We start from the raw sequence: 19,229 nt of genomic DNA, 5'->3' as shown, positions 1-19,229 counted from the left end.
TTTTTTTTTAATTTATCGGCGCCCAACGTCTTGTACAAAAGGTTTTTCGTGGGCATGGTTATTTTTTTTTAAGAGACAGGGTGGAAACCGGCCGAAGCGGCAAGGGGCGGCGGCAGCCGCCTCGCCCGGCCCGGCTCAGCCCTCCTTGAAGCCGTATTCCGGCACGCCGTCCTCGCTGCCGTAATACTTGTACGGCAGGAACTTGCCGGACATGCCGAGCTTCACGCGGTCGCCCTTGTTGTTGGCCTCGCGCTCCATGGTCATGTTGAAGTCGATCGCCGACATGATGCCGTCGCCGAACTCCTCCTGGATCAGTTCCTTGAAGGTGGTGCCGTAGACCATCACCAGCTCGTAGAAGCGGTAGATCAGCGGATCGGTCGGCGGCATCGACGGGATCGAGCCGCGATAGGGCGCCTCGTTGAGCATCCGCTCCTCGGATTCGGTGAGCCCGAACAGCGCGGCGGCCTTGGCGGCCTGCGCCTTCGGCAGCTTCATCTGGCCCATGCAGGCGGCGGTGATCAGGATCGGCGAGAGCCCGCCGATCTCGTCCTGGATGTACTTCCAGGTCCAGCCCTTGTCGCGCTTGATGTCGAGGAGCTTCTCGGTGAGGTCTTCGCGCTTCATGGTCGGCACTCCGGCAGGTTGTGAGATCGGTCGCGCCCCGCCGCGTGGTCTGCCGGCGGGGCGCGCTCGAGCGAGGCTTGCGCAAGCGATGTGCCAGCTGGGTCGTTGCGAAGAACCGCCGCGGGAGCAGCGACTTGGCCTAAGGATGATCAGCTACGAGATCTCGTGCCCGACGAGATCTCGTGGTATGACCACGAAGTCTCGTAGCGAGACGGGTGCGTTGGGGCCGACATGATCGAGGATTTCGGGCCGGTCTTCGAGCAGCACCGGGAGGCGATGCTGGTGCTGGAGCCCGAGGCCGACCGGATCGTCGACGCCAACCCGGCCGCGGCGCGCCTGCTCGGCTACGACCGCGCGGCGCTCCGCAGGATCACGGCGAGCGCGCTGCATCCGGGCCAGCGGCCCGCGCTGGTGGTGTTCACGCAGGGCGCCTTCGCCAAGGGGCAATGGTGGTCGCGGACGCTGGAGCCGCGCCACGCGGACGGCCGCGGGCTGCGCCTCGAATACGCCGCGAGCCCGCTCGCGGGCGACCCGCTGCGGCTTCTCCTGACGCTCTCCGATCTCGAGGCGCGCCGTCGGCGGGCGGTCGACGGGCAGGCCGACGACCACATGCGCGCCGGCATCGCCGAGTGGCAGCGGATGGAGCGCATCTTCCGCGACATCGAGCGCGGGAACCAGCTGATCCTGCGGGCCGCCGGCGAGGGCATCTACGGCGTCAACGCCGATGGGGCGACCACCTTCGTCAACCCGGCCGCCGAGCGCATGCTCGGCTGGCGGGCCGCCGACCTCGTCGGCAAGGACATGCACGCCACCGTGCACCACACCCGCTCCGACGGCGCGCATTACCCGCACCGCGACTGCCCGATCTACGCGGCCTTCCGCGACGGCGCGGTGCGCCAGGTCGACGACGAGGTGTTCTGGCGGCGCGACGGCACCGCGTTCCCGGTGGCGTACACCTCGACGCCGATCCGGGATCGCGGGCGTCTGCTCGGCGCCGTCATCGTGTTCCGCGACATCAGCCAGCGGCGCGAGGCCGAGGAACGGCTGCGCAGCGCGCTCGCCGAGGTCGATTCCCTGCGCGAGCGGCTGGAGCTGGAGAACGCCTACCTGAAGGAGGAAATCCGGCTGGAGCGCCACCACCAGGGCATCATCGGCCGTTCCCCCGCCATCGCGGCGACGTTGCGCCAGATCGACCTCGTGGCCGGCACCGACGCCACCGTGCTGATCACCGGCGAGTCCGGCACCGGCAAGGAGCTGATCGCCCGCGCGATCCACGAGGCCAGCCGGCGGCGCGACCGGCCGATGATCCGCGTGAACTGCGCCGCGGTGCCGCGCGAGCTGTTCGAGAGCGAGTTCTTCGGCCATGCCCGCGGCGCGTTCACCGGTGCGCTGCGCGATCGCGTCGGGCGCTTCGAACTCGCCGACGGCGGCACGCTGTTCCTCGACGAGGTCGGCGAGATCCCGCTCGATCTCCAGGGCAAGCTGCTGCGGGTGCTGCAGGAGCGCTCGTTCGAGCGCGTCGGCGAGGAGCGCACGCGCGCCGTCGACATCCGCCTCGTCGCCGCCACCAACCGCGACCTGCGGGAGGAGGTGCGCCGCGGCCGGTTCCGCGAGGACCTGTACTTCCGCCTCAACGTCTTCCCGCTGGCCGCGAGCCCGCTCCGCGAGCGCCCCGAGGACATCGCGCCGATCGCCCAGCACGTCCTGACGGGGGCCGCACGCCGCCTGAACATCCCCGAGCCGCGGCTGACCGAGGGCGACGTGCGCCGGCTCGCCCGCTACGCCTGGCCCGGCAACGTGCGCGAGCTGGAGAACGTGATCGAGCGCGCCGCCATCCTCGCCGTCCGCGGCCGCCTGCGCTTCGACCTGCCCGAATCCGAACGGCGCGAATCCGAACGGCCCGATCCCGCGGGCCCCGTCGACGCGACGCCGCCGGCGCTTCCCGCCGACCGGCCGCCGAAGGAGGCCGACCGCCGCGCCCGCGACCGCGCCGAGATCGCCGCCGCCCTTTCGCTCACCGGCGGCAAGGTGTTCGGCCCCGGCGGCGCCGCCGAGCTCATGGGGCTGCGCCCGACGACGTTGGCCTCGCGCATCAAGGCGATGGGGATCGAGAAGACCCGTTAACCGCCGGGCAACCGCGCGGGCGTCCAGTGACCGGCTCGCGCGCTCGACGCGGGCGCGCTCCGCGAGGAAGACCCGATGCCGACTTCCGCTCCCGCGTCGGGCTCCGTCCTTCCCGCGATGCCGGGCGATGCCGCCCTCCTTGCCGCCGCCCGCGCCTGGGGCCTCAGCCTCGCGGCCGAGCGGCGGATGTCCGCCAACACGGTGGAGGCCTACGAGCGCGACCTGCGCCAGTTCCTCGCCCATCTCGACGCCCGCACCGGCACGCCGACGATCCCCGCGATCGTCGCGTTGAAGCCGCGCGACGTCCGCGCCTTCATGGCCGCGCGGCGGGCCAACGAGGTCGGCGGCCGCTCGCTGATGCGGGCCCTGGCCGGCCTGCGCTCCTTCGCCAAGCACCTCGAGCGCGAGGGTCACGGCACCGTGGCGGCGCTCGGCGCCGTGCGCTCGCCCAAAATGGAGCGGCGCCTGCCGCGTCCGCTGCCGGTGGCGGCCGCCCGCGCCCTCACCGACGTGTCGCTGCGCGCCGACGAGGACCGCGACCCTTGGATCCTGCTGCGCGACGCGGCGGTGCTCGCGCTGCTGTACGGCGCGGGCCTGCGCATCTCGGAGGCGCTGGGGCTGGCGCGGCGCGATGCCCCGGTGCCCGGCATCGACGCGGTGACGGTGCTGGGCAAGGGCGCGAAGCAGCGGATGGTCCCGGTGCTGCCGGTGGTGGCCGAGGCGGTCGCCGCCTACCTCGCCGCCTGCCCGCACCCGCTGCCGCCGGAGGGGCCGCTCTTCGTCGGCGCCCGCGGCGGCCCGCTCTCGCCGCGGATCATCCAGTACGTCGTCGCCCGCGCCCGCGGCGCTCTCGGGCTGCCCGACAGCGCCACGCCGCACGCCCTGCGGCACTCCTTCGCGACGCATCTCCTGGCGCGGCAGGGCGAGCTGCGCGCGATCCAGGAGCTGCTCGGCCACGCCTCGCTCTCGACGACGCAGCTCTACACCAAGGTCGACGCGGCCCGCCTGATGAGCGCCTTCGACGCCACCCATCCGCGCGCCGGCCGTGCCGTGCCGACGGGGGCGTGACACGCGACGTGCATTGAGATGACACGTTGACACACTAGACAGAGCAAATAGCCGGTTCGGCCAGCCATTAAGCTTGCCGAGAGATTTGAGCGCTATTTCTCTTGTCATAGGATCGGACTGGACAGGAACCATGGCGGGCGAACACGCCGATATCGGAAGCGCGGTCCGGCCCCCGCAAGCCGGCACCGTCCTCATCGCCGATCGCGACGCGGGACGCCGGGCCGAACTCGCCGCGGTGGTGTCGCACTTCGATCCCAGGGCCGTGATCGTGCAAACGGCCTCGGGCGAGGCGCTGATCGATCTCGCCCTCGCGCACAAGCCGGCCCTGGCCTTCGTCGGCCTCCAGCTCGAAGGGGTGAGCGGCCCGGAAGCGGTGGCGGTGGCGCGCAAGCGCGGCGCCACCCTGCCCTGCCTCGTGCTGATCGCCGCCCGCGTCTTCGCGCAGTGGCAGGAACTCGCGGTCTCGCTCGGCGCCTACGAGGTGCTGAAGGTGCCCCTCGACACCGCCCACATCGAGAGCCTGCTGCACGCCGACACCCGGCGCCGGCAGCCGACGCGCATCCTGCTCGCCTCCTCGTCGGACGCGGCGCGCGCGGCGATCGGGCGGGTGCTGGCGCGCAGCGGCTTCGCCCTCGAGATCGACGAGACGGATTGCGGCCGGCACGCCCTGAAGCTCCTGAAGACCGACGCCTACCCGCTCGCCTTCGTCGACGTGAAGCTCAACGGGACCGACGGCCTCGAGCTCGCCTGCCAGGTTCAGACCCTAAACCTGACGACGCGCCTCACGATGCTGACCAGCGGCGATCCCGAGCCGATCGCCCAGGCCGCCCGCTACTTCGGCGCCACCTTCGTCCTGAAGATGCCGTTCCACGCCCGCGACATCGACCTCACGCTCCACCACGCGCTCGGTCTGCGGCGGCCGTACCTGTTGAACGCGATCACCGCGCCGCCGGCCCCGACCGCCCTCCTGCGCATCGCCGCCCTCGCCCCGGCCCGCCGCTCGGCCTGAGCGACGGGCGCGGCCGCGTCCTCAGACGTGGATCGCGCGCTTCCCGACCGCGAGCGCGGCCTCCTTCACCGCTTCCGTCAGGGTCGGGTGGGCGTGGCAGGTGCGGGCGATGTCCTCGGCCGACGCCCCGAACTCCATCGCCACCGCCACCTCGGCGATGAGGTTGCCGGCATCGGCGCCGACGATGTGGACGCCGAGCACCCGGTCGCTCGCGGCGTCGGCCAGCACCTTCACGAAGCCCTCGGTGGTGCCGTTGGCCTTGGCCCGCCCGTTGGCGGTGAAGGGGAACTTGCCCGCGTTGTAGGCGATGCCGTCCTTCTTCAGCTCCTCTTCGGTCTTCCCCACCGAGGCGACCTCCGGATAGGTGTAGACCACGTTCGGGATCACCGCGTAGTTCACGTGGCCGGACTGGCCGGCCAGGATCTCGGCCACCGCGACGCCCTCGTCCTCGGCCTTGTGCGCGAGCATCGGCCCGGCGATCACGTCGCCGATCGCGTAGATGCCGGTGACGTTGGTGGCGTAGTGGCTGTCGGTCTGGATCCGGCCCTTGTTGTCGAGCCCGACGCCGACGCCCTCGAGGCCGAGCCCCTCGGTGTAGGGCACCCGCCCGATCGCCACGAGCACCACGTCGGCCTGAAGCGTCTCGGATTCGCCGCCCGCCGCCGGCTCGACGGTGACGGTCGCGCCGCCCGCGCCGGTCGCCACGCCGGTGACCTTGGTCGAGAGCTTGAAGGCGATGCCCTGCTTGGACATGATCCGCTGGAACTGCTTGCCGACCTCGCCGTCCATCCCCGGCAGCACCCGGTCGAGATACTCGACCACGGTGACCTCGGCCCCGAGCCGGCGCCAGACCGAGCCGAGCTCGAGGCCGATCACGCCCGCGCCGATCACCAGGAGCTTCTTCGGCACCGCCGCGAGCTCGAGCGCGCCGGTGGAGGAGACCACGGTCTTCTCGTCGATCTCGACGCCGGGCAGGCGCGTCACGTCCGAGCCGGTGGCGATGACGATGTTCTTGGTCTCCAGCATCTGGTTTCCGCCGTCCTCCGACGTGACCTCGACGCGGCCGGCGCCGGCGATCCTGCCGGTGCCGCGGATGGTGTCGACCTTGTTCTTCTTCAGCAGGAACTCGACGCCCTTGGTGTTGCCGTCGACGCCGCTCTGCTTGAACCCCTGCATCTTGGCGAGGTCGAGCTTCGGCGTGCCGACCTCGATGCCGAGATCGGGAAAGTGCTTGGTCGCCTCCTCGAACGCCTCGGAGGCGTGCAGCAGCGCCTTCGACGGGATGCAGCCGACGTTCAGGCAGGTGCCGCCATGGGTCGCGCGCTTCTCGACGACGGCGGTGCGCAGGCCCAGCTGCGCGGCGCGGATGGCGCAGACATAGCCGCCGGGGCCGGTGCCGATGACGACGAGATCGTAGGTGCTCATGGTTCTGTTCGTTCCTGCATGCGCGTGCGGCGACCGCCGTGGCGGGTCGCCGCCGGATTCATTCGTTGCCGGGGATCACCGACCGCCCGAGACGTCGAGGATGGCGCCGGTGGTGTAGGCCGCCTCGTCGGAGAGCAGCCAGAGCACCGGGGCGGCGACTTCGTCGGCGGTGCCGGCGCGCCTCATCGGCACGCCCGGTCCCATCGCCGCCACCTTGTCGGGCGTGCCGCCGCTGGCATGGATCTCGGTGTCGATGATACCGGGCGCCACGGCGTTCACCCGGATGCCGGCATCGGCCACCTCGCGGGCGAGGCCGATCGTGAAGCTGTCGATCGCTCCCTTCGAGGCGGCGTAGTCGACGAACTGCCCGGCCCCGCCGAGGCGCGCCGCGATCGACGAGACGTTGACGACGGCCCCGCCCCGGCCGCCCTGCTTCGTCGACATCCGCCGCACCGCCTCGCGGGCGCAGAGGAAGCTGCCGACGACGTTGGTCGCCATCATCCGGTGGAGCCGGGCGGCGCTCATCTCGGACACGGGCGCGGAGAGATCGACCACCCCGGCATTGTTGACCAGCGCCGTGACGGTGCCGAGACGGTCGGCCGCCGCGAACAGGGTGATCACGTCGGCCTCCTCCGCCACGTCGCAGCGCACCGCGACGGCCTGGCCGCCCTCGGCTTCGATCGCCGCGACCACCGAGGCGGCCGCGGCCGCGTCGGAGACGTAGCTCAGGCAGACGCGATAGCCGTGCCGCGCCGCGAGCAGGGATACCGCACGGCCGATGCCGCGGCCGCCGCCGGTGACGACCGCGACGGCATCGGGGGTGAGCATCGCGCCGGCCTTACAGATCCAGGACGAGCCGCGCCGGATCCTCCAGCGCCTCCTTCACCCGCACCAGGAAGGTCACGGCCTCCTTCCCGTCGACGATGCGGTGATCGTAGGAGAGGGCGAGATACATCATCGGCCGCGCCTCGATCTTGCCGTTGCGGACCACCGGGCGCTCCTCGATGCGGTGCATCCCGAGGATGCCCGATTGCGGCGCGTTGAGGATCGGGGTCGACATCAGCGAGCCGTAGATGCCGCCGTTGGTGATGGTGAAGGTGCCGCCCTGCATCTCGTCGATCGAGAGCTTGCCGTCCCGGGCCTTGCGGCCGAAGCCCGAGATCGTCTTCTCGATGCCGGCGATCGAGAGGTCGTCGGCGTTGCGCACCACCGGCACGACGAGACCCTTGTCGGTCCCGACGGCGATGCCGATGTGGTAGTAGTTCTTGTAGACGAGGTCCTGCCCGTCGATCTCGGCGTTGACCGCCGGCACGTCCTTGAGCGCCCCGATCACCGCCTTGGTGAAGAAGCCCATGAAGCCGAGCTTCGTGCCGTGCTTCTTCTCGAAGACGTCCTTGTACTGCGCGCGCAGCGCCATCACCGCGCCCATGTCCACGTCGTTGAACGTGGTGAGCATCGCGGCGGTGTCCTGCGCGTCCTTGAGGCGGCGAGCGATGGTCTGGCGCAGCTTGGTCATCCGCACCCGCTCCTCGCGGGCGGCGTCGTCCGGCTTCGAGGCCGGGCGCGGCGGCGTCGGGCGCGCCTCCTTGGCCGGGGCGGGAGCCGCCTGCGCGGGCCGCTTCGCGATCGCGCCGAGCATGTCGCCCTTGGTCACGCGGCCGTCCCTGCCGCTGCCGTTGACGCTCGACGGGTCGATGCCCGATTCCCGCGACAGCTTGCCGACCGCCGGGCCGTTGTCGTCGGAGGGGCGGGCGGCCGGGGGCGCCGCGTCGCCGTGGTTGCCGTAGCCGGCGGCCGATTCCTTGGCCGGGGCCTCCTCGACCGCCTTGGCATCGGGGGCGGACGCCTTCGGCGCCTCGCTGCGGCTCTCGGACTTGGCCTCGGCCTCCTTCTTCGGCGCGGCCTCCTTGGGCGCGGCCTCCTTGGGCGCGGGCTTGGCGCCGCCGCCGCTCGCCTCGACGATCGAGCCGAGCAGCGCGCCCGGCTCCACCGTCTCGCCGTCCTTGACCAGGATCTCGCCGAGCTCGCCGGCGGCGGGGGCGTTGACCTCGAGGGTCACCTTGTCGGTCTCGAGCTCGACCAGGGGCTCGTCGGCCGCGACCGTGTCGCCCGGCTTCTTGAACCAGCGGCCGATGGTGGCCTCGCTGACGGATTCGCCGAGCGTCGGGACGAGGATGTCGGTTGCCATTGTGTCAGCTCATGCCGGATCGGTTGGGCCGTACCGGACGGCCGGGAAGGGTGAGCGGCGGCCCCGGAGAGCCGCCGCCATAGGTGAGGACATTCAGACCGCGAGGGCCTCGTTGAGGAAGGCCTGCAGCTGGGCCTGGTGCTTCGACATCTGCCCCACGGCGGTCGAGGCCGAGGCCGGGCGGCCGACGTAGCGGGCGCGCTTCACCGCGGAGCCGGCCTGGCCGAGCACCCATTCGAGGTAGGGCTCGACGAAGGCCCAGGCGCCCATGTTCTTGGGCTCCTCCTGGCACCACACCACCTCGGCATTGCGGAAGCGGCCCATCTCGTTGGCCAACGCCTTGAGCGGGAATGGGTAGAGCTGCTCGACGCGCAGCAGGTAGACGTCGTTGACGCCGCGCTTCTCGCGCTCCTCGAACAGGTCGTAGTAGACCTTGCCCGAGCACAGCACGACGCGGCGGACCTTGTCGTCGCGGACGAGCTTGACCCCGCTCTCGTCGTGCTCGGCGTCGTCCCACAGGATGCGGTGGAAGCTCGACCCCTCGGCGATCATCTCGATCGTCGACACCGCCCGCTTGTGGCGCAGCAGCGACTTCGGCGTCATCAGGATCAGCGGCTTGCGGAAGTCGCGCTTCAGCTGCCGGCGCAGGATGTGGAAGTAGTTCGCCGGCGTCGAGCAGTTGGCGACCTGCATGTTGTCCTCGGCGCAGCTCTGGAGGTAGCGCTCCAGGCGGGCGGAGGAGTGCTCCGGCCCCTGCCCCTCGTAGCCGTGGGGCAGCAGCATCACGAGGCCGGACATGCGCAGCCACTTGCGCTCGCCGGACGCGATGAACTGGTCGATCACCACCTGCGCGCCGTTGGCGAAGTCGCCGAACTGCGCCTCCCACAGCACGAGCGCGTTCGGCTCGGCCGCCGAGTAGCCGTACTCGAAGCCGAGCACCGCCTCCTCGGACAGCATCGAGTTGATCACCTCCAGCGGCGCCTGGCCCTCGCGGATGGCGTTGAGGGGCGTGAAGCGCTGCTCGTTCTCCTGGTCGATCACCACGGCGTGGCGCTGCGAGAAGGTGCCGCGCTCGACGTCCTGGCCCGAGAGCCGGACGCGGTTGCCGTCGAGCATGGTCGCGCCGAAGGCCAGGGCCTCGGCGGTCGCCCAGTCGATGCCGACGCCGGTCTCCACCGCCTTGGCGCGGTTGTCCATGAAGCGCTGGATCGTGCGGTGCAGGTGGAAGCCGGGGGGCGCCTGGGTGATCTTCTGCGCGATCTCGCGCAGGGTCTCGACCGGCACGCCGGTGCGGCCGCGGCGCGGGTCGTCCACGTCCTCGTGCACGGCCTTGAAGCCGGACCAGCGCCCGTCGAGCCAGTCGGCCTTGTTGGCCTTGTAGGTGCCGGCGACCTCGAGCTCGGCGTCGAGCATCGCCCGGAACTCGGCCTTTCGGGCGTCGTAGGCCTCCTGGCTCAGGGTGCCGTTCTCGATCAGCTTGCGCGCGTAGCTCTCCAGCACCGAGGTGTGCTTGCGGATGCGCTGGTACATCTTCGGCTGGGTGAAGGCCGGCTCGTCGCCCTCGTTGTGGCCGAAGCGGCGGTAGCACAGCATGTCGATCACGACCGGCTTGCCGAACTTCTGGCGGTACTCGACCGCGACCTTGGTGGCGAAGGTCACCGCCTCCGGGTCGTCGCCGTTGCAATGGAAGATCGGCGCCTCGACCATCTTCGCCACGTCGGACGGGTACGGCGAGGAGCGCGAGAAGCGCGGATCGGTGGTGAAGCCGATCTGGTTGTTGATGATGAAGTGGATCGAGCCGCCGGTGCGGTGGCCCTTCAGGCCCGACAGCCCGAGGCACTCGGCGACCACGCCCTGGCCGGCGAAGGCCGCGTCGCCGTGGATCAGGAGCGGCATCACGCTGGCGCGCACGACGTTCGGCTTGGCGCGCTGGTCCTGCTTGGCGCGGACCTTTCCGAGCACCACGGGATCGACGATCTCGAGGTGCGACGGGTTGGCGGTGAGCGACAGGTGGACGTTGTTGCCGTCGAAGGCGCGGTCGGACGAGGCACCGAGATGGTACTTCACGTCGCCCGAGCCCTCGACCTCGGCCGGCGAGGCTGAGCCGCCCTTGAACTCGTTGAACACCGCACGGAACGGCTTTGCCATCACGTTGGTGAGCACGTTGAGGCGCCCACGGTGGGCCATGCCGAGCACGATCTCGCGCACGCCGAGCGCGCCGCCGCGCTTGATGATCTGCTCGAGCGCCGGGATCATCGCCTCCGAGCCGTCGAGGCCGAAGCGCTTGGTGCCGGTGTACTTGAGGTCGAGGAACTTCTCGAAGCCCTCGGCCTCGATCAGCTTGTTGAGGATCGCGCGGCGCCCTTCGGGGGTGAACGAGATCTCCTTGTCCTTGCCCTCGATGCGCTCCTGCAGCCACGCCTTCTCCTCAGGATCGGAGATGTGCATGAACTCGACGCCGAGGGTCTGGCAGTAGGTCCGCTCCAGGATCGCGACGATCTCGCGGATCGTGGCGAATTCCAGCCCGAGCACGTTGTCGAGGAAGATCGGCCGGTCCCAGTCGGATTCGAGGAAGCCGTAATGCTGCGGATGCAGTTCCTCGTGGTCGCCGCGGGGGGCCAGCCCGAGCGGGTCGAGCTTGGCGTGCAGGTGGCCGCGCATGCGGTACGAGCGGATCAGCATGATCGCGCGAACCGAATCCTTGGTCGCCTGCTCGACCGAGACGCCGGTCTTGCCGGTGACGGCGAGGCCGTCGGCGGGCTTGCCGGGCCTCTGCTCGCCCTTCTCCGCGCCCTTGGCGAGGATCCTCTCGCCGACCGCCTTCTCCAGGGTCGCCCAGTTGCCGTCGAGCGCCGAGACGATCTCGCCGTTGGCCGGCACCGGCCAGTTCGGCTTGGTCCACGAGGCGCCGGCCGCGTTCTTCTCGACCAGGGTCTCGTCCTCGCCGAGCCCCTTGAAGAAGCTCTGCCACTCGGGGTCGACCGAAGCCGGGTTGCGGGCGTAGGCCGCCTGCAATTCCTCGATGTAGGCGGCGTTGCCGCCGTAGAGGAACGAGGTTTCCAGCAGCGCTTCGTTCACGTCCTGGCGTGCCATCGGCGGGTCATCCTGTCCTTCGGGCCCTCCGCCGGTGCGGATGAGCCGCGTCATCGCGCGGGAGGCGCCTCCGCGAGCGGAAGGCGCGGGCCGCGCTGCGATTCCTGTGGGCGCACGAAGCGGGCGCTCCGTCGCCCATCATATGGGCGTCACCGGCTTGCGTGCGCTGCAACACAGCCGCGCGCGGGTCATACGCGCGCGGCTGTCACTCGGTTTCAGCCCTTCAGGACCTCGACCAGCGTCGAGCCGAGGCGCGCCGGCGACGGCGAGACGCGGATGCCCGCGGCCTCCATTGCCGCGATCTTGTCCTCGGCGCCGCCCTTGCCGCCGGAGATGATCGCGCCGGCATGGCCCATGCGGCGGCCCGGAGGCGCGGTGCGGCCGGCGATGAAGCCGACCATCGGCTTCTTGCGGCCGCGCTTGGCCTCGTCGGCCAGGAACTGCGCCGCCTCCTCCTCGGCCGAGCCGCCGATCTCGCCGATCATCACGATCGACGTCGTCTTCTCGTCGGCGAGGAACATCTCGAGCATGTCGATGAACTCGGTGCCCTTCACCGGGTCGCCGCCGATGCCGACCGCGGTGGTCTGGCCGAGGCCGGCGGTCGAGGTCTGGAACACCGCCTCGTAGGTCAGCGTGCCGGAGCGCGAGACGATGCCGACCGAGCCCGGCTTGAAGATGTTGGCCGGCATGATGCCGATCTTCGATTCGCCGGCGGTGACGACACCGGGGCAGTTCGGCCCGATGAGGCGCGACTTCGAGCCGATCAGCGCACGCTTGACCCGCACCATGTCGAGCACCGGGATGCCTTCCGTGATGCAGACGATCAGCGGCATCTCGGCCGCGATCGCCTCGCAGATCGCGTCGGCCGCGCCCGGCGGCGGCACGTAGACCACGGACGCGGTCGCGCCGGTGGCCTCGCGGGCCTCGCCGACCGTGTCGAAGACCGGCAGGTTGAGGTGCTTGGAGCCGCCTTTGCCGGGCGAGGTGCCGCCGACCATCTTGGTGCCGTAGGCCAGCGCCTGCTCGGAATGGAAGGTCCCGTTCTTGCCGGTGAAGCCCTGGCAGATGACCTTGGTGTTCGCGTCGATGAGGATGGACATAACGCTTCAGCCCTTCTTCACGGCGGCGACGATCTTCTGCGCGGCGGCGTCGAGATCGTCCGCCGGGATCACGTTGAGCCCCGAGCCGCTGATGATCGCCTTGCCTTCCTCGACGTTGGTGCCCTCGAGGCGCACGACGAGCGGCACCTCCAGGCCCACCGTCTTCACCGCCGCGATCACGCCGCGGGCGATGACGTCGCACTTCATGATCCCGCCGAAGATGTTGACGAGGATGCCCTTCACCTGCGGGTCGGCGGTGATGATCTTGAAGGCCGCGGTGACCTTCTCCTCGGTCGCGCCGCCGCCGACGTCGAGGAAGTTCGCCGGCTCCTCGCCGTAGAGCTTGATGATGTCGAGCGTCGCCATGGCGAGGCCGGCGCCGTTGACCATGCAGCCGATCGTGCCGTCGAGCGCGATGTAGGCGAGGTCGTACTTCGAGGCCTCGATCTCCTTGGCGTCCTCCTCGGTCTCGTCGCGGAGCGCGACGATGTCGGGGTGGCGGTAGAGCGCGTTCGAGTCGAACGAGATCTTGGCGTCGAGGCACTTGAGATGGCCGTCGCCGGTCAGCACCAGCGGGTTGATCTCAAGCATGCTCATGTCCTTGGCCGTGAAGGCCGCGTAGAGCTTGGCGGTGAGCTCGCCCGCTTCCTTCGCCTGCGGGCCGGCGAGCCCCAGCGCCTTGGCGACGGCGCGGCCGTGATGAGGCATGATGCCGGTGGCCGGGTCGACCGAGAAGGTGACGATCTTCTCGGGGGTGTCGTGGGCCACCGTCTCGATGTCCATGCCGCCCTCGGTCGAGACGACGAAGGCGACCTGCCCGGTCTCGCGGTCGACCAGCATCGACAGGTAGAACTCGGCGGCGATCTGCGCGCCTTCCTCGATGTAGAGCCGGTTGACCTGCTTGCCGGCCTCGCCGGTCTGGATCGTGACCAGCGTCTGGCCGAGCATCTCGCCGGCGAACTGCTTCACCTCGTCGATCGACTTGGTGACGCGCACGCCGCCCTTGGCCCCGGCCGGCGCGCCCTTGAAGGTGCCCTTGCCGCGCCCGCCCGCGTGGATCTGCGACTTCACCACCCAGACCGGGCCGCCGAGCTCGCGCGCGGCGGCTTCCGCCTCCTCGGGCCTGAAGATCGCGACGCCCTTGGAGACGGGCAGGCCGAACTCCTTCAGCACCGCCTTGGCTTGGTATTCATGGATGTTCATGTGCGCTCCGCAGGCGAATAGGGAGTGGCGAATGGCGAATAGCGAGCCGGGGCAGCAGAGAGCACGTGGCTCTGTCTTCGCTAGCCCCTATTCGCTATTCGCCCAATGTTTTTAGGCGAGCGCCGGGTTCACGCCCTTGCAGGCCTCGATCAGCGTGTTCACCGCGCCGACCGACTTCTCGAACATCGCCTTCTCGGCCGCGTCGAAGGTCACCTCGAGCACGCGCTCGACGCCGTTCTCGCCGATCACGACGGGCACGCCGACATACATGCCGGAGATGCCGTACTGGCCGTCGAGGTAGGCGGCGCAGGGCAGGACCCGCTTCTTGTCCTTGAGGTAGCTCTCGGCCATCGCGATGGCGGAGGCCGCCGGCGCGTAGAAGGCCGAGCCGGTCTTCAGCAGGTTGACGATCTCGCCGCCACCCTTGCGGGTCCGCTCGACCATGGCGTCGAGCTTCTCCTGGGTGGTCCAGCCGAGCTTGACCAGGTCGGTCAGCGGCACACCGGCGACCGTCGAGTAGCGAGTGAGCGGCACCATGTCGTCGCCGTGGCCGCCGAGCACGAAGGCGGTGACGTCCTCGACCGAGACCTTGAACTCCTCGGCCAGGAAGTGGCGGAAGCGGGCCGAGTCGAGCACGCCGGCCATGCCGACGACCTTGTTCGTCGGCAGGCCCGAGAACTTCTGCAGCGCCCAAACCATGGCGTCGAGCGGGTTGGTGATGCAGATCACGAACGCGTCCGGCGCGTTCTCCTTGATGCCGGTGCCGACGGCCTCCATGACCTTCAGGTTGATCCCGATCAGGTCGTCGCGGCTCATGCCGGGCTTGCGCGGCACGCCGGCGGTGACGATCACCACGTCGGCGCCCTTGATCGCCGAATAGTCGCTCGCACCCGAATACTTCGCGTCGAAGCCGTCGACCGGGGCCGATTCGGCGATGTCGAGCGCCTTGCCCTGCGGCACGCCGTCGACGATGTCGAACAGCACGACGTCGCCGAGTTCCTTCAGACCGGCGAGGTGCGCCAGCGTTCCGCCGATCTGGCCGGCGCCGATGAGCGCGATCTTGCTGCGTGCCATGTCCGAGACGTCTCCAGCTTAGCGTGAAAGGGTGAGGCGAGCGCGTCGACGACTCGGGGGTCGAAAGTCCGTCCGAGGCGCCGCCCGACGCGACCGGTTTTCCTGCGCGGCTGTGTGGCCGAAAAGCACCGCCCCATCAACCCGACGCAGATCGCCCAAGCAGGGTTCGGGCCAGGGCGGATGTGCGGCGCACAAAACAAAGCCCTCGAAAAGCTAAGCTTTTCGAGGGCTTTAGGAGGAGATTGCCAATTCGGGATCGGCGCTATGACAACTTTTTGAACCTGTCATTCCGCTCAGAGGATACCCGCGCGCAGCACCCGCTGGATCGCGTGAATCACCGCGCCGAAGCGGGCGTCGACCAGATCGCGCGGCACCTCGGCGTCGTGCTGGATCGCCAGGGGATGGGTGAAGCGGTAGCTCGCATCGAAGATGTAGGCGATGGCGCGCTCGCGGTCGCGCGCCGAGAAGGTGCCGGTGGCCATCCCCTCCTCGATCACCCGCTCGACCAGGCTGCGCAGGCGGACCCGGTGGCGGCGGGCGATCGGCCTGGCGGCGACCGTGGCGTCGAGATGGACCGCGAACAGGTTCGGCTCGTCCTGGAGCGCGTCGCGCTGCAGGGCGGCGAGCGCGGTCAGCAGCCGCTCGATCTTGTCGTCGGCCGGGTCGGGCGCGTCGGCGATGCCGGCCAGGCGGGTCTCGATGTCCCGCAGCCAGCGGCCGGCGACGGCGTCGAGCAGGGCGTCCTTCGAGGGGAAGTAGCGGTAGACGTTGGCGTGCGTCATGCCGGCTTCGGCGGCGACGGCGACGACGGTGACCCGCTTGGGGCCGAGCCGGGCCAGGTGCTCGGTGGCGATCCCGAGCAGCCGCACGTCGGCGGAGATCGGCGCCACCCGGGATCGGGCGGCCGCGGGGGCGCGGGCCGGACGGTCCGCATCGGACGGGGACCGTCCCGTCGCCGTCGCTTTGGCGGCGGGCTCTTCGGAACGCGGCTCGGGATCCGGTTGAAGGAAGGGAAGCGGGAGGCGTGAGGACGAGAGGTGGTAAGGCGAGACGGACCCCCATCTGACCGAAAGAAGCGGGAACACGCTTCCGTTGACGTCGAGCCTCCCTCCGGGAGCCTATCGATCAGACGGTTTAGCGCCTGTCGAATGTCCTATGTTCACTTCTCTTTGAGAAGGCAACAAAATTTCCTTGAAAACCTGTGCGTCAGAAGCGGTTCTTCCATTCTCGCAGTGCAACAAAAACCGTTGACGGGTCAGCAGCTTCGTCGAGTCCCACCGCCGTCTTCAGTGCCGGCAGGCCGCTTCGCAGGAACGGGTTGGTCGCCCGTTCCGCCGCCATCGTAGAGGGAACCAGGAAGCGGCCGGAGGATTTTAGCTCTTCCGCTTCGCGCAGGCGGCCGTGCAGATCCGCGTTGCCGGGCTCTGCTGCGACCGCGAAGCGGGCGTTCGACAGCACGTAATCGTGCCCGCTGTACACTTGTGTCGCATCCGGCAGCGGCAGGAACCGCTCGAGCGACCGCCACAGGGTCTCGGGCGGGCTTTCCATCACCCGGCCGCAGCCGAGGGTGAACAGGGTGTCGCCGGAGAACACGATTCCCGGCTCGGCGAACCAGTAGGTGACGTGGTCGGCGCAATGCCCCGGCGTCTCCCACACCTCGGCCGAGAGGTCGCCGACCCGGACGGTGTCGCCCTCCGACACGGTGCGGTCCACGTCGGGGATCGCCGGGCCGGCCTTGGCCGGGGCAGTGACGCGGGCGCCGGTCGCGCGCTTGACCTCCGGGATGCCCGCGATGTGGTCGCCGTGGCGATGGGTGACCAGGATGTCGGTGAGCCGCCAGCCGGTCTGCGTCAGCATCGCCAGGACCGGCGCCGCCTCCGGCACGTCGATCGCCGCGCAGGCGCCGGTGGCGGGGTCGCGGATGAGCACGCCGATGTTGTCGCTGCGGCACAGGAAGGTACGGATCTCGGGGGCCGTGGCCATGAACGCGTCTCCGGGCTCGCGGCCGGTCCGGCCGTATCGGGCGGGGAACGGATGCGGAAACCGGGGGGTTCCCCGGCGCGTCGCCCTGCAAGTCGCCGCCTGCGCCTTGTCGCGGCGGGTGCCCGGCCCCATTGAATCGCCATCGGGCCGGGACGCCGGCCTTCCCCGACGCCGCTCCAGCTCCGACCCATGCGCCTCGACGTCACCGACCTGCGGGCCTTCTACGCCACGCCGCTGGGCGTCACGACGCACCGGATCGTCGCCCGCACCCTGCACGGCTTCCTCGGCTCGGTCTCCGGCCTGCGCGTGCTCGGGCTCGGCTATGCGGTGCCTTATCTGAGCCCGGTTCACTGCATCGCCGAGCGGACGCTGGCCTTCATGCCGGCGACGCAAGGGGTGGTGAACTGGCCCGGCGCCGGCCGCTCGTGCTCGGCGCTCGCCGACCCGACGATGATGCCGCTGCCGGATGCGGCGATCGACCGGGTGATCCTGGTGCATGCGCTCGAGGCGGTGGAGAGCCCGACGGAACTGCTCCGGGAGGTCTGGCGCACGCTGACGCCGGGGGGGCGGATGATCCTCGTCGTGCCGAACCGGCGCGGGGTCTGGGCGCGGCGCGACGCGACGCCGTTCGGGCACGGCCAGCCCTACAGCCGCTCGCAGCTGAGCCGGCTGATGCGCGACACGCTGTTCTCGCCGGAGGACTGGGCGGAGACGCTGTACATGCCGCCGCTGCGCTCGCGGGTGATGCTGCAGACCGCCGCCGCCTGGGAGCGGGTCGGGACGGGCCTCTCGCTCCCCTTCGCCGGCCTCCACGTGGTGCACGCCACCAAGCAGCTCTACCGGCCGATCACCGTGCAGCAGGTCCACCGCGCCCGCCGCCTCGCGCCCGCGCGGGTGCTCGTGCCGGCGCCCGCGCCGGGTTAAGCCCGACGCTCCGCACGCCGACGCCGGCGGCCCGGCCCAACCCCGTCTCGACGGAGATCGCGAAGACACCATGAGCGTCGAAGCGGCCATCCAGCAGTTCCTGCTCGCGCTCTCGAGCCTGTTCTCGATCGTCAACCCGCTCGGCGGGGCGCTGATCTTCGCGCAGGTGACGGCGGGGCACAGCCACGACGACCGGGTCTGGCTCGCCGGCCGGATCGGCGGATACGCGCTGCTGATCATGCTGGCGGCGCTGTGGGCCGGCGCGCCGATCCTCAACTTCTTCGGCGTGTCGCTCGGCGCGCTCCGCATCGCGGGCGGGCTCGTCGTCGGCGCCTCCGCCTGGGGGCTGCTGAACCGGCCGGAGGCCCGCGAGGCGCGCAAGCAGGCCGAGGTCTCCTCGACGACGGGACCAGGAGCGACCCAAGCGGCAGCGCAAGCCGGAAGCCAAGCGGCGGCGCCGACCGCGCCCCGAGCGGCGGCGGCCGCCGCTCCCGCCCAGCCGCCGGCGGATGGGCAGAGATCGGTCGATCCCCTGTCCGAGATCGCGTTCTTCCCGCTGACCCTGCCCTTCACCACCGGCCCGGGCACCATCGCGGTGGCGATCACCCTCGGCTCGAACCGTCCGGCCGTGATGGCCGACCGGCTCGGCTTCTACGTCGGCGTGTCGCTGGCCGCGCTCGGCGTCGCCGCCACGGTGGCGCTGATCTACGCCTCCGCCGACCGGGTGGTGAGCCTGCTCGGGCCGATCGGGGCGCGGGTGCTCGGCCGGCTGTTCGCGTTCCTGCTACTCTGCGTCGGCACCCAGATCACCATCAACGGGGTGATCGACGTGTTCGGGCCGCTGCTCGCCGCGCGCTGAGACGCCCGCGTCACCGCGCGGCCTCGGCCCGCGCCAAACCCTCGATCCGGTCGAGCCAGCGCTCCAGGCGGGCCCGGTTGCCGCCGGCATCGAGCAACCCGAATTGCGGGCGGGCGTACAGGGCCAGGGTCGATCGGCCCTCGCCGGCGCCGAGAATCGCGACGGCGACCGTGTCGGGCAGCCGCAGCCATTCCGAGCGGACGACGTAGCGGTCCTCCTCGGCCCAGCGGGCCTGGAAGGCCAGCTCGGTGCGCGGCTCCTCGGCCGCCACCGCGGCGACGATGGCGCGCAGGCGCTCGCCCGGCACCGGCAGCACCGGCGGCACGCGATCCGAGACCGCGCGGCACTGGCCGGGCGGGCAGGCGAGCGCGTCGCCCGCGCTTCGCGAGACGGTCGGCAGGTCCACCGCGCCGCGGTCGGGCGCGCCGAACAGCAGCCACACGTCCTCGATGCCCCCGGGCTCCGGCCCGCGCGCCACCAGCACGGCGCCGGCCAGATCGGCGGAACGCTGGCGCACCTCGCCGGTCTGAAGGAACTCGGCGACGTCGTGCTGTT

16 protein-coding genes are annotated in these 19,229 nt (G+C 70.5%); 5 read left to right on the top strand and 11 right to left on the bottom strand.

Going from position 1 to position 19,229, the window contains the following annotated elements:
- Positions 1–135: 135 nt before the first annotated feature.
- On the bottom strand, positions 136–624 hold the full coding sequence (cynS, locus tag FV227_RS22645) for a cyanase (protein WP_147844587.1): 489 nt from the start codon (positions 622–624) through the stop codon (positions 136–138).
- A 231-nt stretch (positions 625–855) separates the two neighbouring features.
- Between cynS and FV227_RS22640 the strand changes: the two genes are divergently transcribed.
- The 3 genes from FV227_RS22640 to FV227_RS22630 all read left to right on the top strand — a co-directional run bounded on the left by FV227_RS22640 (position 856) and on the right by FV227_RS22630 (position 4,825).
- Positions 856–2,748 (top strand): sigma 54-interacting transcriptional regulator, encoded by a 1,893-nt coding sequence (locus FV227_RS22640; protein WP_147859957.1) that lies wholly within the window; start codon positions 856–858, stop codon positions 2,746–2,748.
- 117 nt (positions 2,749–2,865) lie between these two features.
- On the top strand, positions 2,866–3,816 hold the full coding sequence (locus tag FV227_RS22635) for a tyrosine recombinase XerC (RefSeq protein ID WP_187274905.1): 951 nt from the start codon (positions 2,866–2,868) through the stop codon (positions 3,814–3,816).
- Between the two features lie 130 nt (positions 3,817–3,946).
- Complete coding sequence (locus FV227_RS22630) at positions 3,947–4,825, top strand: response regulator (protein ID WP_147728741.1); 879 nt, start codon at positions 3,947–3,949, stop codon at positions 4,823–4,825.
- A gap of 21 nt (positions 4,826–4,846) precedes the next feature.
- On the opposite strand, the gene lpdA is transcribed toward FV227_RS22630, so the two are convergent.
- From lpdA to gloB, 9 genes are all read right to left on the bottom strand, one after another.
- On the bottom strand, positions 4,847–6,250 hold the full coding sequence (gene lpdA, locus FV227_RS22625; RefSeq protein WP_147728742.1) for a dihydrolipoyl dehydrogenase: 1,404 nt from the start codon (positions 6,248–6,250) through the stop codon (positions 4,847–4,849).
- A 75-nt stretch (positions 6,251–6,325) separates the two neighbouring features.
- The gene (locus FV227_RS22620) at positions 6,326–7,078 is read right to left on the bottom strand and encodes an SDR family oxidoreductase (RefSeq protein WP_147728743.1); all 753 of its coding nucleotides are present in this window, start codon (positions 7,076–7,078) and stop codon (positions 6,326–6,328) included.
- 10 nt (positions 7,079–7,088) lie between these two features.
- Positions 7,089–8,438 carry a 2-oxoglutarate dehydrogenase complex dihydrolipoyllysine-residue succinyltransferase gene (odhB, locus tag FV227_RS22615; protein ID WP_147859955.1) on the bottom strand — a complete coding sequence of 450 codons (1,350 nt, stop codon included), beginning with the start codon at positions 8,436–8,438 and terminating at the stop codon, positions 7,089–7,091.
- Positions 8,439–8,531: 93 nt separating this feature from the next.
- Positions 8,532–11,531: a 2-oxoglutarate dehydrogenase E1 component gene (locus FV227_RS22610; protein WP_147727158.1), complete on the bottom strand. Its 3,000-nt coding sequence runs from the start codon at positions 11,529–11,531 to the stop codon at positions 8,532–8,534.
- A 215-nt stretch (positions 11,532–11,746) separates the two neighbouring features.
- Positions 11,747–12,631, bottom strand: a complete 885-nt coding sequence (gene sucD, locus FV227_RS22605) for a succinate--CoA ligase subunit alpha (protein ID WP_147727159.1) — start codon at positions 12,629–12,631, stop codon at positions 11,747–11,749.
- A 6-nt stretch (positions 12,632–12,637) separates the two neighbouring features.
- A complete protein-coding gene (sucC, locus tag FV227_RS22600; RefSeq protein WP_147859954.1) occupies positions 12,638–13,834 on the bottom strand; it encodes an ADP-forming succinate--CoA ligase subunit beta in 1,197 nt (398 codons plus the stop codon).
- Between the two features lie 111 nt (positions 13,835–13,945).
- Positions 13,946–14,908 (bottom strand): malate dehydrogenase, encoded by a 963-nt coding sequence (gene mdh / locus FV227_RS22595; RefSeq protein ID WP_147727161.1) that lies wholly within the window; start codon positions 14,906–14,908, stop codon positions 13,946–13,948.
- A gap of 293 nt (positions 14,909–15,201) precedes the next feature.
- Entirely contained in the window at positions 15,202–15,798 is a 597-nt protein-coding gene (locus FV227_RS22590; RefSeq protein WP_243932769.1) for a TetR family transcriptional regulator, read from the bottom strand.
- A gap of 316 nt (positions 15,799–16,114) precedes the next feature.
- The gene (gene gloB, locus FV227_RS22585) at positions 16,115–16,891 is read right to left on the bottom strand and encodes a hydroxyacylglutathione hydrolase (RefSeq protein WP_147727162.1); all 777 of its coding nucleotides are present in this window, start codon (positions 16,889–16,891) and stop codon (positions 16,115–16,117) included.
- Positions 16,892–17,080: 189 nt separating this feature from the next.
- On the opposite strand from gloB, the gene FV227_RS22580 reads away from it, so the two are divergent.
- Complete coding sequence (locus FV227_RS22580) at positions 17,081–17,815, top strand: class I SAM-dependent methyltransferase (RefSeq protein ID WP_147727163.1); 735 nt, start codon at positions 17,081–17,083, stop codon at positions 17,813–17,815.
- Positions 17,816–17,885: 70 nt separating this feature from the next.
- A complete protein-coding gene (locus FV227_RS22575; protein WP_147859953.1) occupies positions 17,886–18,674 on the top strand; it encodes a MarC family protein in 789 nt (262 codons plus the stop codon).
- Positions 18,675–18,684: 10 nt separating this feature from the next.
- Here FV227_RS22575 and FV227_RS22570 read toward each other — a convergent pair.
- On the bottom strand, positions 18,685–19,229 hold a 545-nt coding region (locus FV227_RS22570; RefSeq protein WP_348643788.1), incomplete at its 5' end, for a hypothetical protein.

The organism is Methylobacterium sp. WL119 (assembly GCF_008039875.1).
GTDB lineage: Bacteria > Pseudomonadota > Alphaproteobacteria > Rhizobiales > Beijerinckiaceae > Methylobacterium.
Note: the sequence above shows the minus strand (reverse complement) of the source record. Positions and strands in the feature narration are given on the sequence as shown.

Excerpts from the sequence above, each read along its gene's own strand:
- FV227_RS22640 (WP_147859957.1), top strand. The coding sequence starts at position 856 with ATGATCGAGGATTTCGGGCCGGTCTTCGAGCAGCACCGGGAGGCGATG.
- FV227_RS22610 (WP_147727158.1), bottom strand. The coding sequence starts at position 11,531 with ATGGCACGCCAGGACGTGAACGAAGCGCTGCTGGAAACCTCGTTCCTC.
- lpdA (WP_147728742.1), bottom strand. The coding sequence starts at position 6,250 with ATGAGCACCTACGATCTCGTCGTCATCGGCACCGGCCCCGGCGGCTAT.
- FV227_RS22580 (WP_147727163.1), top strand. The coding sequence starts at position 17,081 with ATGCGCCTCGACGTCACCGACCTGCGGGCCTTCTACGCCACGCCGCTG.
- FV227_RS22620 (WP_147728743.1), bottom strand. The coding sequence starts at position 7,078 with ATGCTCACCCCCGATGCCGTCGCGGTCGTCACCGGCGGCGGCCGCGGC.
- gloB (WP_147727162.1), bottom strand. The coding sequence starts at position 16,891 with ATGGCCACGGCCCCCGAGATCCGTACCTTCCTGTGCCGCAGCGACAAC.
- FV227_RS22575 (WP_147859953.1), top strand. The coding sequence starts at position 17,886 with ATGAGCGTCGAAGCGGCCATCCAGCAGTTCCTGCTCGCGCTCTCGAGC.
- cynS (WP_147844587.1), bottom strand. The coding sequence starts at position 624 with ATGAAGCGCGAAGACCTCACCGAGAAGCTCCTCGACATCAAGCGCGAC.
- odhB (WP_147859955.1), bottom strand. The coding sequence starts at position 8,438 with ATGGCAACCGACATCCTCGTCCCGACGCTCGGCGAATCCGTCAGCGAG.
- FV227_RS22630 (WP_147728741.1), top strand. The coding sequence starts at position 3,947 with ATGGCGGGCGAACACGCCGATATCGGAAGCGCGGTCCGGCCCCCGCAA.
- mdh (WP_147727161.1), bottom strand. The coding sequence starts at position 14,908 with ATGGCACGCAGCAAGATCGCGCTCATCGGCGCCGGCCAGATCGGCGGA.
- sucD (WP_147727159.1), bottom strand. The coding sequence starts at position 12,631 with ATGTCCATCCTCATCGACGCGAACACCAAGGTCATCTGCCAGGGCTTC.
- sucC (WP_147859954.1), bottom strand. The coding sequence starts at position 13,834 with ATGAACATCCATGAATACCAAGCCAAGGCGGTGCTGAAGGAGTTCGGC.
- FV227_RS22635 (WP_187274905.1), top strand. The coding sequence starts at position 2,866 with ATGCCGGGCGATGCCGCCCTCCTTGCCGCCGCCCGCGCCTGGGGCCTC.